This window comes from Serratia sp. szju (assembly GCF_044594185.1).
In the GTDB taxonomy this organism is placed as follows: Bacteria; Pseudomonadota; Gammaproteobacteria; order Enterobacterales; family Enterobacteriaceae; genus Serratia; species Serratia bockelmannii.
This window is the reverse complement of the sequence record NZ_CP172576.1, coordinates 1,052,344-1,066,127: the sequence shown is the minus strand read 5'-3', so window position 1 is coordinate 1,066,127 and position 13,784 is coordinate 1,052,344. Positions and strand designations below refer to the sequence as shown.

At 60.3% G+C, this 13,784-nt stretch carries 13 protein-coding genes; 11 read left to right on the top strand and 2 right to left on the bottom strand.

The window, feature by feature from the left end:
- Window positions 1-67: 67 nt before the first annotated feature.
- Window positions 68-928, top strand: coding sequence for a carboxylate/amino acid/amine transporter (locus tag RE418_RS05110; protein WP_025304913.1), 861 nt, complete (start codon window positions 68-70; stop codon window positions 926-928).
- A gap of 15 nt (window positions 929-943) precedes the next feature.
- Here RE418_RS05110 and metR read toward each other — a convergent pair whose 3' ends face one another.
- Window positions 944-1,888: an HTH-type transcriptional regulator MetR gene (gene metR / locus RE418_RS05105; protein WP_016929455.1), complete on the bottom strand. Its 945-nt coding sequence runs from the start codon at window positions 1,886-1,888 to the stop codon at window positions 944-946.
- Between the two features lie 90 nt (window positions 1,889-1,978).
- Here metR and metE point away from each other — a divergent pair, with 90 nt between their 5' ends.
- The gene (gene metE / locus RE418_RS05100) at window positions 1,979-4,267 is read left to right on the top strand and encodes a 5-methyltetrahydropteroyltriglutamate--homocysteine S-methyltransferase (RefSeq protein ID WP_185958046.1); all 2,289 of its coding nucleotides are present in this window, start codon (window positions 1,979-1,981) and stop codon (window positions 4,265-4,267) included.
- Between the two features lie 84 nt (window positions 4,268-4,351).
- Here metE and RE418_RS05095 read toward each other — a convergent pair whose 3' ends face one another.
- Window positions 4,352-5,179 carry a dienelactone hydrolase family protein gene (locus RE418_RS05095; protein WP_025304915.1) on the bottom strand — a complete coding sequence of 276 codons (828 nt, stop codon included), beginning with the start codon at window positions 5,177-5,179 and terminating at the stop codon, window positions 4,352-4,354.
- Between the two features lie 489 nt (window positions 5,180-5,668).
- Between RE418_RS05095 and udp the strand changes: the two genes are divergently transcribed.
- The 9 genes from udp (at window position 5,669) to tatB (ending at window position 13,782) form a co-directional block, all read left to right on the top strand.
- Complete coding sequence (gene udp / locus RE418_RS05090) at window positions 5,669-6,430, top strand: uridine phosphorylase (protein ID WP_004934432.1); 762 nt, start codon at window positions 5,669-5,671, stop codon at window positions 6,428-6,430.
- Window positions 6,431-6,724: 294 nt separating this feature from the next.
- Window positions 6,725-7,507: a tyrosine-protein phosphatase gene (locus RE418_RS05085; protein ID WP_049209368.1), complete on the top strand. Its 783-nt coding sequence runs from the start codon at window positions 6,725-6,727 to the stop codon at window positions 7,505-7,507.
- 79 nt (window positions 7,508-7,586) lie between these two features.
- Window positions 7,587-8,117: a DedA family protein gene (locus RE418_RS05080; protein WP_004934438.1), complete on the top strand. Its 531-nt coding sequence runs from the start codon at window positions 7,587-7,589 to the stop codon at window positions 8,115-8,117.
- A 140-nt stretch (window positions 8,118-8,257) separates the two neighbouring features.
- Window positions 8,258-9,805: a DNA recombination protein RmuC gene (rmuC, locus tag RE418_RS05075; protein WP_049209369.1), complete on the top strand. Its 1,548-nt coding sequence runs from the start codon at window positions 8,258-8,260 to the stop codon at window positions 9,803-9,805.
- 78 nt (window positions 9,806-9,883) lie between these two features.
- Entirely contained in the window at window positions 9,884-10,639 is a 756-nt protein-coding gene (gene ubiE, locus RE418_RS05070; RefSeq protein ID WP_025304918.1) for a bifunctional demethylmenaquinone methyltransferase/2-methoxy-6-polyprenyl-1,4-benzoquinol methylase UbiE, read from the top strand.
- A 13-nt stretch (window positions 10,640-10,652) separates the two neighbouring features.
- Window positions 10,653-11,261 (top strand): SCP2 domain-containing protein, encoded by a 609-nt coding sequence (locus tag RE418_RS05065; RefSeq protein ID WP_025304919.1) that lies wholly within the window; start codon window positions 10,653-10,655, stop codon window positions 11,259-11,261.
- Complete coding sequence (gene ubiB / locus RE418_RS05060) at window positions 11,258-12,889, top strand: ubiquinone biosynthesis regulatory protein kinase UbiB (RefSeq protein WP_025304920.1); 1,632 nt, start codon at window positions 11,258-11,260, stop codon at window positions 12,887-12,889. Before RE418_RS05065 ends, ubiB begins: the two co-directional genes overlap by 4 nt.
- An 80-nt stretch (window positions 12,890-12,969) precedes the next feature.
- Window positions 12,970-13,233 carry a Sec-independent protein translocase subunit TatA gene (gene tatA, locus RE418_RS05055; protein WP_004934452.1) on the top strand — a complete coding sequence of 88 codons (264 nt, stop codon included), beginning with the start codon at window positions 12,970-12,972 and terminating at the stop codon, window positions 13,231-13,233.
- A 3-nt stretch (window positions 13,234-13,236) separates the two neighbouring features.
- Complete coding sequence (tatB, locus tag RE418_RS05050) at window positions 13,237-13,782, top strand: Sec-independent protein translocase protein TatB (RefSeq protein ID WP_025304921.1); 546 nt, start codon at window positions 13,237-13,239, stop codon at window positions 13,780-13,782.
- Window positions 13,783-13,784: the final 2 nt, after the last annotated feature.

The following is a 13,784-nucleotide window of genomic DNA, read 5'->3' as shown; positions in this document are numbered from 1 at the left end:
TTTCATCCCCTTAGGCGTCCATCTTCCGTTACAATCGCCCTTTCGGTCTTTTTAGGGTGAACCCATCGTGCTGCTTTTGGTTATAACCACCATTCTGTGGGCATTTTCTTTCAGCCTGATTGGCGAGTACCTGGCGGGCCACGTCGACAGCGGATTCTCGGCGCTGGTGCGCATCGGGCTGGCGGCGCTGGTGTTTCTGCCGTTTCTGCGTTGGCGCAACATCAAACTCAAGGTGATCCTGCTATATATGCTGGTGGGGGCCTTCCAGCTGGGCATCATGTACCTGTTCAGCTTCCGCGCCTATCTCTACCTGACGGTACCCGAATTCCTGCTGTTCACCGTGTTGACGCCGTTGTATATCACGTTGATCTACGACTTGCTGAGCGGCCGACGCCTGCGTTGGGGCTACGTCTTCAGCGCGCTGCTGGCGGTGCTGGGCGCGGCGATCATTCGCTATCACCAACTGAGTGAACACTTCTGGTGGGGGCTGCTGTTGGTGCAGGCGGCGAATATCAGCTTCGCCATCGGCATGGTCGGCTATAAGCGCCTGATGGAAGTGCACCCCTTGCCGCAGCACACCGCCTTTTCCTGGTTCTACCTGGGGGCGGCGGTGGTGGCGGTGGTGGCCTGGTTCCTGTGGGGTAACCCGCAGCAGCTGCCAACCACCAACCTGCAGTGGGGCGTGCTGATCTGGCTGGGCGTGGTGGCGTCGGGACTGGGTTACTTCATGTGGAACTATGGCGCGACGCAGGTCGATGCCGGCACGCTCGGCATCATGAACAACATGCATGTGCCGGCCGGGCTGCTGGTCAACCTGGCCATCTGGCAGCAGCAGCCGCACTGGCCGAGCTTTATCATCGGCGGGGCGGTGATCGTCGCTTCACTGTGGGTGCATCGACGCTGGGTGGCGCCGAAGCAGCTCGGCTAAACGGGGGCCGGCAGTTTATACGCCGGCCGCCAACGCTTTGGCGCCGGTCGCGCCAGGGCGTGCGGCGTCGCGCACGAACGGCAGATGATCGCAGGCGTGCTGGCGGGCCGAGCGGATAAAGGCTTCGGTCACCGCCTGGCGCTGTTCACCGTCGCGCACGGCGGCGTACAGGCGGCTCCACAGGCCGTCACCCAGGGTTTTGGTCACCACCAGCCCCTGCCGTTCGAAACTCTCCACCACCCAGTGCGGCAGCGCCGCAATCCCCATCCGCGCCGATACCATCTGGATCAGCAGCAGCGTGTTATCGACGTTCTTCAATGCCGGGTTGACGCCCGCCGGCTGCAGGAAATGCCGCCAGATATCCAGCCGTTGGCGCTGCACCGGGTAAATCAACAGTGTTTCATCGCTCAAGTCTTCCGGCTCGATATGCGGCTTGCCGGCGAGCGGATGATCCGGCGCCAGCACCAGACGCACCTCGAAATCGAACATCGGCGAATAGTGCAGGCCGCTGCGCGGCAGAATATCCGACGTCATCACCAGATCCAGCTCGCCCTGTTGCAGGGCCGGCTGCGGATCGAAAGTGACGCCGGAGGTGAAGTCCATCACCACCTGCGGGAAACGCTGGCGGAAGTTGTCCAGCGCCGGCGTCAGCCACTGAATGCAGCTGTGGCATTCGATGGCGATGCGCAGCGTGGTCTGATGCGGCTCGTGGCAGGCCTGCAGCGCCTGTTGGATCTGCGGGAGGACCTGCTCCGCCAGCTGCAGCAGGATCTCGCCCTGGGCGGTGAAGCGCAAGGGCTGGCTCTTGCGTACGAACAGCTTGAAGCCCAGACGTTGCTCAAGATCGCTGAACTGGTGCGACAGGGCAGACTGCGTCTGGTGAAGTTGGGCCGCCGCCCCCGCCAGCGAACCGCTGTTGCGCAGGGCCTGCAGCGTCCGTAAATGTTTCAGTTCGATCATGAGAGTCCTTCACATTGACAGTGAATAAATTGCGCTTGTGGTTAATACAGTACCTGCTGATTATGGATGTGTAAACATCTGGACGGCTAAATGGGGAATATGACGATGGCAATTTTGAATCACACACTGGGTTTTCCTCGCGTTGGGCTACGACGTGAGCTGAAAAAAGCTCAGGAAAGCTACTGGGCAGGCAACTCAACGCAGGAAGAGCTGTTGGCGGTTGGCCGCGAGCTGCGCGCTCGTCATTGGCAACAGCAACAGCAGGCCGGGGTGGATTTGGTGCCGGTCGGCGATTTCGCCTGGTACGATCATGTGTTGACCACCAGCCTGCTGCTGGGCAACGTGCCGGCGCGCCATCAGAATGCGAATGGCTCTATTGATCTGGACACGCTGTTCCGCATCGGCCGTGGCCGCGCACCGACCGGCGAGCCGGCGGCCGCGGCGGAAATGACCAAATGGTTTAACACCAACTATCACTACATGGTGCCCGAATTCCAGCAAGGCCAGCAGTTCAAACTGGGCTGGACTCAGCTGTTGGACGAAGTGGATGAAGCGCTGGCGCTCGGCCATCGCATCAAGCCGGTGCTGCTTGGCCCGGTGACTTATCTGTGGTTAGGGAAAGTGAAGGGCGAGCCGTTCGACCGCCTGTCGCTGCTGAAAGAGATCCTGCCGGTTTACCAGCAGGTGCTGGCCGAGCTGGCGAAGCGCGGCGTCGAGTGGGTGCAAATTGACGAGCCTGCGCTGGTGCTGGAGCTGCCGCAAGCCTGGCTGGACGCGTTCAAACCGGCTTACGACGCGCTGCAGGGGCAGGTGAAGCTGCTGTTGACCACGTATTTCGACAGCGTAGGCCACAACCTCGACACCATTCGCACGCTGCCGGTGCAGGGGCTGCATGTCGATCTGGTCGCCGGTCATGACGATATCGCCACGCTGAGCGCCGCATTGCCGCAAGACTGGCTGCTGTCGCTGGGGGTGATCAACGGCCGCAACGTTTGGCGCGCCGATCTGAGCCGCTGGTTTGAACGTCTGCAGCCGCTGGTGGGCACCCGCCCGCTGTGGATTGGCTCCTCCTGTTCACTGCTGCACAGTCCGATCGACCTGAGCGTGGAAAGCCGTCTGGACGAAGAAGTGAAAAGCTGGTTCGCCTTCGCGCTGCAAAAATGCGCCGAGCTGGCGCTATTAAGCTCGGCGCTGAACGCGCCTGACACGACGAAACAGGCTGAACTGGACGCCTACAGCGCGCCGATCCGCGCCCGCCGTCAGTCGAGCCGCGTGCATAACCCACAGGTTGAGCGCCGGCTGGCCGCGATCACCGCGCAGGACAGCGAACGCCACAGCGCTTACGCCGAGCGCGCCAGGGCGCAGCGCGAGCGTTTCAACCTGCCGGCCTGGCCGACCACCACCATCGGTTCGTTCCCGCAGACCACCGAGATCCGCGGCCTGCGTCTGGACTTCAAACAGGGCCGTTTGGACGGCAACAACTACCGCACCAGCATCGGTGAGCACATCAAACAGGCGATCGTCGAGCAGGAGCGCCTCGGGCTTGACGTACTGGTGCACGGTGAAGCCGAGCGCAATGACATGGTGGAATATTTCGGCGAGAACCTGGACGGCTTCGTGTTTACCCAGAATGGCTGGGTGCAGAGCTACGGCTCCCGCTGCGTGAAGCCGCCGGTCATCATCGGTGACGTCAGCCGCCCGGAAGCCATCACCGTCGAATGGGCCAAATTCGCCCAGTCGCTGACCGACAAGCCGGTAAAAGGCATGTTGACCGGGCCGGTGACCATCCTGTGCTGGTCGTTCCCGCGTGAAGACGTGACCCGCGAAGTGATCGCCAAGCAGATTGCGCTGGCGCTGCGCGACGAGGTGGAAGATCTGGAAAAAGCCGGTATCGGCATCATCCAGATCGACGAGCCTGCGCTGCGCGAGGGGCTACCGCTGCGCCAATCCGACTGGGCCGCCTACCTGAACTGGGCGGTGGACGCCTTCAAATTGAACGCCGCCGTGGCGCAGGATGACACCCAGATCCACACCCACATGTGTTACTGCGAGTTCAACGACATCATGGACTCCATCGCCGCGCTGGACGCCGATGTGATCACTATCGAGACCTCGCGTTCCGATATGGATCTGCTGGAAGCCTTCAAAGAGTTCGAATACCCGAACGAAATCGGGCCGGGTGTCTACGATATCCACTCGCCGAACGTACCGAGCGTGGAATGGATTGAAGCGTTGCTGCGTAAAGCGGCGCAGAACATCCCGGCGGAACGTCTGTGGGTCAATCCGGATTGCGGCCTGAAAACCCGTGGCTGGCCGGAAACCCGGCAGTCGCTGGCCAACATGGTATTGGCGGCGCAGCGCCTACGCGAGCACGCGTGATGCCGTGCGGCGGGTAAACCGCCGCTTATAGATTTACTGGTGTGATGATTGGGCGCTTCGGCGCCCTTTTTTATGAGCGGGAAATTATTTGACGCCGTGCTGGGCGAACCACGCCAGCATGCGCTGCCAGCCGTCCTCCGCCGCTTCGGCGTTGTAGCTGGGGCGATAGTCGGCGTTGAATGCGTGCCCGACGCCAGGATATACCACGATTTCGGCCTCGGCGTTGGCGGCGCGGATCGCCTGACGCATGGTTTCCACCGTCTCCAGCGGAATGCCGCTGTCCTGCCCGCCATACAGCCCCAGCACCGGCGTTGACAGGTGGGTGGCGACATCGACCGGATGCTTCGGTGAATTCAGCGTTTTCTCGCCGACCAGTTTGCCGTACCAGGCGACCGCCGCCTTCAACTGCGGGTTGTGCGCCGCGTACAGCCAGGTAATGCGGCCGCCCCAGCAGAAACCGGTGATCGCCAGCTTGCCGGCGTCGCCGCCGTGGCGGATAGCCCAGTGCGCGGCGTGATCCAGATCCGACAGCACCTGACGATCCGGCACCTTGGTCACCAACTGCTGGAACAGTTCGCCGATATCGGTGTAGTCGTTGGCGTCGCCCTGACGGAAATAGAGCTCGGGCGCGATTGCCAGATAGCCCTGCTTGGCCAGGCGACGGCACAGATCCTGAATGTGCTCATGGACGCCGAAGATTTCCTGTACCACCAGCACGATGGGGAAGGGGCCGTTATGGTCGGCGGGTTTGGCGACATAGGCCGGCAGCGCGTCGCCCTGAGAAGGGATGGTCGTTTGCCCGGCGTGAATGCCCTGTTCGTCGGTGATAATCGCGGAGGCGGCCAACGGCGCGGCGGCCGGGGCGAATCCCCCCTGAGCCTGTTCTAATGTCATCACATGTTCGGTTTTCATTGCGGTCTCCGTGCAATAGAAAAAAGCGCTGAGATTAACTATAGGAAAGATTACCCATTATTGGCGCTGCGTGGCGCACTTTCGGACAAGTCGATAAAAAACGGCTAATTATCTGGCTTTGCGGCATTTTTAAGCGCTTTTTATCATGTTATTACGCGTTTTGGCCCACGTAAGTGCCATAAGGTGCGTTAGAGGGCTTTTTTGTCCCTAAGCAACCGATAAGATGGGGGTATTTCGAATTGATGAGCTAAATAGTTTCAGTCGGCAACCAACGGGCAGGGAGCGGCAAGGTTTGTCGGCTAGACTGAGATTTAGCGGTGCGTTCTGGATGCGTCATAGTGATTTTTTTCGTGATAAAAATCACAAAAAATATGTAGCATGTGATTTGTTTCTCTTTTCATAGTGACTATCGTCACGAAATTAAGCGGCGATTTTCAGTAGAGTGCTTTTTTGTTCCTCCCAATAAACATGATCCATGAGGAGTCTCGTATGTCTCAGTCTGATGTTTTTCATCTCGGCCTCACCAAGAACGATTTACAAGGGGCCCAGCTTGCCATCGTGCCGGGCGATCCGCAGCGCGTAGAGAAGATTGCCAAGCTGATGGAAAATCCGGTGCATCTGGCCTCCCATCGTGAATTCACCACCTGGCGCGCAGAGCTGGACGGCAAGGCGGTGATCGTCTGCTCCACCGGTATCGGCGGCCCGTCTACCTCTATCGCGGTGGAAGAGCTGGCGCAGCTGGGCATTCGCACCTTCCTGCGCATCGGCACCACCGGCGCCATTCAGGCCAATATCAACGTCGGTGACGTGCTGGTGACTACGGCGGCGGTACGCCTCGACGGTGCCAGCCTGCACTTTGCGCCGATGGAGTTTCCGGCGGTCGCGGACTTCGCCTGCACCACTGCGCTGGTGGAAGCGGCCAAGGCCAGCGGCGCGACCACCCACATTGGCGTGACCGCCTCTTCCGATACTTTCTACCCGGGCCAGGAACGTTACGACACCTACTCCGGCCGCGTGGTCAGCCGTTTTAAAGGCTCGATGGAAGAGTGGCAGGCGATGGGCGTGATGAACTATGAAATGGAATCCGCCACGCTGCTGACCATGTGCGCCAGCCAGGGCCTGCGCGCCGGCATGGTGGCTGGGGTGATCGTTAACCGCACCCAGCAAGAGATCCCGAACGCCGAAACCATGAAAAACACGGAAAGCAAAGCGGTGCAGATCGTGGTGGATGCCGCCCGCCGTCTGCTGTAATCACCTTCCCTCAACGGGCCGCTGACGCGGCCCGTTGAGGTTGATGACAAACCTCATGCCATTGCCGGGTTTGCAAAGAGCTGCGGATAACAAACAGGGAAAATCAATTCATTGATTTTCGGCTGATGACCACAAAGGAGGAAAAACCGCGTTTTTTCCTCCTTTGTCAACGAACTGAACGGGCCGCTGACGCGGCCCGTTTTTCCATTCGCGGCGAATCTGTTACGGTGATACTCCTCAGCGCTGCGCCGATGGCTGCCGCGCGTTGTCATAACAAAAACAACGAGGACGTTTATGACCGCCCAGATCCTGCTTCATCCTTCGCTTGCGCCGCTCGACGGTGGCATCAATTTCCGCGACTTCGGTGGCAACGGCGTGGCCGACGGGCGCCGCATCAAACGCGGCCTGCTGTTCCGCTCCGGTTCTCTCGAGCGGCTGACGGAAAACGACTGTACTTTCCTCGCTGGAGTGCCGGTACGTTCCGTGCTGGACTACCGCGATGCCGACGAGGTGCAGGCCAAACCGGATATTCTGTGGAATGGCGCCGACTATCACCACGTGCCGGCTAACCCGCTGAGCAGCGAAGTTAACGCCAACCTGGAAAAGCTCACCAACGAAACGCTGGCCGCTTTCGACGCCCGGGCGTTCATGCTGGAGCTGTATCGCCGCCTGCCGTTCGGCAATGCGGCCTATCAGCGGCTGGCGCAGCTGTTGAGCAACCCTGGCGGCGGCGCGATCGTGCAGCACTGCGCGGTCGGCAAGGATCGCACTGGCGTCGGTTCGGCGCTGGTGCTGTTCGCGCTGGGCGCCGACGAAGCGACGGTGCTGGAAGACTATCTGCTGACTGAAACCACGCTGGCCACTTTCCGCGAGCAGATGCTGGATCAGCTGTCTATCAAGCTGAATGCGGCGGCGCTGGAGCAATTCGCCTACGTGCTCAGCGCGCGCGAGGAGTTCCTGATGACGGCGCTGGGCTGCATCCGTCAGCAATACGGCTCCACTGACCGCTGGCTGGAAGCGGAATACGGCCTGGGCGCGGCCCAGCGCGAAGCGCTGCAGGCGTTTTACCTCGAGTAAATTACCGCGTGTTTAGCCGGGGTTTAACTCGCCCCGGCTTATCCTAGGCGGCGAACCATCGCGTATCAGGAGCCCTGCATTGAGCCTCAATGACGTTATCAACTGGGTCAGCGACGTCGTGCGTCAGCACGAAGGCTGGGCCATTCCCATCATCTTCTTCCTGGCGTTCGGTGAGTCGCTGGCGTTTTTGTCGCTGCTGCTGCCGGCCACGGTGATCCTGCTGGCGCTGGGCGCGCTGATCGGCGAAAGCGGCATCGCCTTTTGGCCGATTTGGGCCGCCGCCGCCGCCGGGGCGTTTTTCGGCGACTGGCTCTCTTACTGGATCGGCTATCACTATCAGGATCGCGTGGCCCATATGTGGCCACTGTCGCGCAATCCGCAGCTGCTGGCGCGCGGCCATGCCTTCTTTGAGCGCTGGGGCGTGCTGGGCATTTTCATCGGCCGCTTTTTCGGCCCGCTGCGCGCCGTGGTGCCGCTGGTGGGCGGCATTTGCGGCATGCCGCAGCGCTATTTCCAACTGGCCAACGTCACGTCGGCGATGATCTGGGCGTTCGGCATTCTGGCGCCGGGGGCATTCGGCATCAAGTGGCTCAGCCAGTGGCTGGGCTGATTTCTCGCTAAATTGCGTAGCGCCGCGCAATATTGTGCGCGGCGGGCAAAATCAGGCTGGACATCCATACAGCCTCCCCTTAACGTGACGGGCAATGGGCGTGCGAAACGCCGGAACGGCAAGGTGCAACAGGAGGCAGGGTGGATACCAGTCTGATTTATGGGATTGGCGGCGTCGCGATCGGCATGCTGTTGGGGTGGCTGATCGCCAGTCTGCGGGTGCAGCAGACGAATGCGCAACATGAAACCGAACTGCGGTTGCTGGAGCAAGCATTGCAGCAGGCGCAGCAGGAAACGGCCGTGCGGCAGGATACCCTGCAGCGCCACGAGCAGCAGTTGCGCCAGAGCGAGCTGGAGCTGCGCAACCTGCACAGCCAGCTGGCGGCCGGACATGAGAAGCTGCAACAGCTCAATCATTGGCGCAACGAATGCGAACTGCTCAATCAGGAGCTGCGCGCCCAGCGCGAGGTTAACAGCGCGCAGGAGGCCGAGCTGCGCGAAGTCACCATCCGTCTGGAAGAGACGCGTATGGCGGCGGAGGAGAAGCAACGCCTGCTGATCAACAGCGAACAGCGCCTCACCACCCAGTTTGAAAATCTCGCCAACCGCATTTTTGAACACAGCGGCCGCAAGGTGGACGAGCAAAATAAGCAAAGCCTGGATCGTTTACTGCTGCCGCTGCGCGAACAGCTGGACGGTTTCCGCCGCCAGGTTCAGGACAGCTTTGGCCAGGAGGCGCGGGAGCGCCACACGCTGACGCACGAGATACGCAATCTGCAGCAGTTGAACGCGCAGATGGCGCGCGAGGCGATCAACCTCACCAAGGCGCTGAAAGGTGACAACAAAACGCAGGGCAACTGGGGCGAGGTGGTGCTGAGCCGGGTGCTGGAAGCCTCTGGCCTGCGCGAAGGGCATGAGTATGAAACGCAGGTCAACGTGCGGGTGGATCACCAGAGCCGCATGCAGCCCGATGTGATCGTACGCCTGCCGCAGGGCAAGGATGTGGTGATCGACGCCAAGATGTCGCTGATCGCCTACGAGCGCTATTTCAACGGCGAGGATGAGGCGGAGCGCGAGGCGGCGCTGAGCGAACATATCGCCTCGCTGCGCGGCCACATCCGCATGCTGGGCCGCAAGGACTATCAGCAACTGCCGGGGCTGCGCTCGCTGGACTATGTGCTGATGTTCATTCCGGTCGAGCCCGCCTTCCTGCTGGCTATCGATCGCGAGCCGGAGTTGATCAGCGAAGCGCTCAAGCACAACATCATGCTGGTCAGCCCGACCACGCTGCTGGTGGCGCTGCGTACCATCACCAACCTGTGGCGTTATGAGCATCAGAGCCAAAATGCCCAGCGCATCGCCGATCGCGCGGCGAAACTGTATGACAAGATGCGGCTGTTCGTGGACGATATGTCCGCGCTGGGGCAGAGCCTGGACAAGGCGCAGGGCAGTTATCGTCAGGCGATGAACAAACTGAGCGAAGGCCGTGGTAATCTTATCGGCCAAATTGAAGGTTTCCGCGCGCTGGGGGTTGAGGTCAAACGGCCGATCAACCCGCTGCTGGCGCAGCAAGCCGGCGCGCAACACGATGACGCGGAAGAGGCGAACGACGATGATGTCGCCGCGCTGCCGCAGACGAAAGACGATGACGATACCGCCGGGGAGCCGGGCTTCGTTTCGCACGGCTGAGGCCGTGGCGAGGTGGGGTATTCCCCAGGCTTCTGGTACACTCATCAACACAAAATTGACTGAATAGCAGGCAGGACAATGGCAGATCAACCGCAGGAAACCACCGATTTCGGTTTTCGCACCGTCGCTAGAGACGAAAAACAGGCCATGGTGGCGGACGTTTTTCATTCGGTAGCGGCAAAGTATGACGTGATGAACGACCTGATGTCGTTCGGCATCCACCGTATCTGGAAGCGTTTCACCATTGACTGCAGCGGCGTGCGCCGTGGGCAGCGCGTGCTGGATCTGGCCGGCGGTACCGGCGACCTGGCGGCCAAGTTCTCCCGCATGGTCGGCGAGCAGGGGCAGGTGGTGCTGGCGGACATCAACGATTCGATGCTGAAGATGGGGCGCGAGAAGCTGCGCGATCGCGGCATCGTCGGCAATATCAATTACGTGCAGGCCAACGCCGAGGCGTTGCCGTTCCCAGATAACTACTTCGATTGCATCACCATCTCCTTTGGCCTGCGTAACGTGACCGACAAAGACAAAGCGCTGCGCTCGATGTTCCGCGTGCTGAAGCCGGGCGGGCGCCTGTTGGTGCTGGAATTCTCCAAGCCGCTGCTGGCTCCGCTGAGCAAGGCTTATGATGCCTACTCCTTCCATGTGTTGCCGAAGATCGGCGAGCTGGTGGTGAAAGATCCGGACAGTTACCGTTACCTGGCGGAATCGATCCGTATGCACCCCGATCAGGAAACCCTGAAAGGCATGATGGGCAACGCCGGTTTTGAAAACGTCACCTATTTCAACCTGACCGGTGGGATTGTCGCCCTGCATCGCGGCTTCAAGTTCTGAGAGGGAGATGCCGATGCTGTTTACCCCTCTGCTGACCGGTGCGCTGGAAACCTCGCTGAATAACCTGCTGTTTCGCGATCGCAGCATGAAAGCCGCTCGCCAACGCCTGGCGGGCAAGGTGCTGCGCATCGAACTGGAAGAGTTGGCTTCACCGCTGGTGCTGGTGTTCAGCGAACTGCGTGTGGACGTGCTGGGGCAGTCTGAAGACAGTGCCGATTGCACCGTGCGCAGCCGCATTCCCGCCTTACTGAAGCTGCGCGATCGCCAGCAGTTGCCAGTGCTGATGCGCAGCGGCGAATTGACGGTGGAAGGCGATATTCAGGTGGTGCAACAGCTGGTTGGCCTGCTCGATCTGGCGGAGTGGGATCCGGCGGAATGGCTGGCACCTTATATCGGCGATATCGCCGCTCAGGGCATTACGCAGGCGCTGGGCAAAGGCGCTTCGTTACTCAAGGCCGGATTGATGCGTCGGCAGCAAGACATGGCTGAGGCGCTGACTGAAGAGTGGCGTCTGGCGCCGGGGCCGCTGGAAGTGGTGTGGTTCAATGAAGAAGTGGATGCGCTCGCCCGCGGCGCGGAAGCGCTGATTGCCCGCATGGATAAGTTGGAGGGCAAGCGATGACCCCAGGCGAACTGCGTCGTTTGTATTTTATCGTCCGCGTTTTTCTCAGCTATGGGCTGGACGAGCTGATCCCGACAATGCGTTTGACGCTGCCGCTGCGCTTCGGCCGCCGGCTGCTGTTCTGGATGCCTAATCGGCACAAGGACAAACCGCTGGGCGAACGTCTGCGGCTGGCGCTGCAGGAATTGGGGCCGGTCTGGATCAAATTCGGCCAGATGATGTCGACCCGCCGCGATCTGTTCCCGCCGCACATTGCCGATCAGCTGACGCTGCTGCAGGATCGGGTGGCGCCTTTCGACGGTGCGCTGGCGCGCAAGCATATCGAGCTGGCGATGGGCGGCCCGCTGGAAGCCTGGTTCGACGACTTCGATCAGCAACCGCTGGCCTCTGCCTCGATCGCGCAGGTGCATACCGCGCGGTTGAAAACCACCGGCCAGGAAGTGGTGCTGAAGGTGATCCGACCGGATATCGGGCCGATTATCAAAGCCGATGTGCGCTTGATGTACCGGCTGGCCGGTTGGGTGCCGAAGCTGTTGCCGGACGGCCGCCGCCTGCGTCCGCGCGAAGTGGTACGCGAGTACGAGAAAACCCTGCTGGACGAATTGAATCTGCTGCGTGAAGCGGCCAACGCCATTCAGCTGCGTCGCAATTTCGACGGCAGCCCGATGCTGTACGTGCCTGAAGTCTACTCCGACTACTGCCGCGAAAGCGTGTTGGTGATGGAGCGTATCTACGGCATTCCGGTCTCGGACATCGCCACGCTGGAGCAGCAGGGCACCAACATGAAACTGTTGGCGGAACGTGGCGTTCAGGTGTTCTTTACCCAGGTCTTCCGCGACAGCTTCTTCCATGCGGACATGCATCCCGGTAATATTTTCGTCAGCTACGAACATCCGGAAGATCCCTGCTACATCGGCATCGACTGCGGCATCGTGGGTTCGTTGAACAAGGATGACAAACGCTATCTGGCGGAAAACTTCATCGCCTTCTTCAACCGCGATTACCGCAAGGTGGCGGAACTGCACGTCGACTCCGGTTGGGTGCCGCGTGACACCAACGTGGAAGATTTCGAATTTGCTATCCGCACCGTGTGCGAACCGATTTTCGAGAAGCCGCTGGCGGAGATTTCCTTCGGCAACGTGCTGCTGAATCTGTTTAACACCGCGCGCCGCTTCAATATGGAAGTGCAGCCACAGCTGGTGTTATTGCAGAAGACCTTGCTGTATGTTGAAGGACTGGGACGTCAGCTCTACCCGCAGCTGGATCTGTGGACCACCGCCAAGCCGTTCCTCGAGAGCTGGCTGCGCGATCAGGTCGGCATTCCCGCTGTGGTGCGTGCGTTGAAAGAGAAAGCGCCGTTCTGGGCGGAGAAACTGCCCGAACTGCCCGAGCTGTTTTACGACAGCCTGCAGCAGCATAAACTGTTGCAACAAAGCGTTGATAAGCTGACCAACCAGATGCAGGCTCAGCGGGTTCGTCAGGGGCAGTCACGTTATTTGTTCGGCGTTGGCGCTACACTGTTGGTAAGCGGCACGCTGTTGCTGCTGGGGCAAATCGAGGTGTTTCCCGCCTGGATGATGGCCGCCGGCATCGTATGCTGGGTGATTGGCTGGAAGCGAACCACCTGATTTAATTCGTTACTCTGGTAAAGTCGGCTCTATAATGCGGGCTGGCTTTAAAAGACCCTTTAAAATTAGAGGTAATTAAAATGGGCGGTATTAGTATTACGCAATTGTTGATCATCGCAGTGATCGTGGTGCTGCTGTTCGGTACCAAAAAACTGCGCACGCTGGGCTCCGATCTCGGCGCCTCGATCAAGGGCTTCAAAAAAGCGATCGGCGACGATACGCCGTCGACCCCCAATACGGCTGAAAAAAGCAGCCTGGATGATGCTGACTTCTCGGCCAAGCCTATTACCGATAAGCAGCCGGAAGTGAAACCGGAAGAGTCGAAGAACAAAGAGCAGGTATAAACCGTGTTTGACATTGGGTTTAGTGAGCTGCTGCTGGTGCTGGTGATCGGCCTGGTTGTTCTGGGGCCGGAACGCTTGCCGGTTGCGGTCAGAACGGTATCGGGCTGGATCCGCGCGCTGCGCTCGCTGGCGGCCTCGGTGCAGCACGAACTGTCTCAGGAGCTGAAGCTGCAGGAACTGCAGGACAGCCTGAAAAAAGCCGAACAGGCCGGCCTGCAGAACCTGACGCCGGAGTTGAAGGCGTCGATGGATGAGCTGAAAGACGCGACCGAATCTTTGAAACGCACCTACCGGGGCGAGAAAGAAGAGCTGGCGAACACCATTCATAACCCGCAGGCCATCGATCCGGAAGCTTTGCACGACGGCGTGACGCCGGCGGAAGCGGCAACCAGCGCCAGCGCGCCCGCCGCGGTGCCTAAACCGGCAGTGGAACCTGAAGCCGTCGTGGCGGCGCAACCGGCTAAAGCGCCGGTGGAAACCGTGCCTGCTCCTGTCGAACCTGTTGCGGATAAAACCCCAGCGTCTCACCAACCTAGTGGCGATCGTTAATA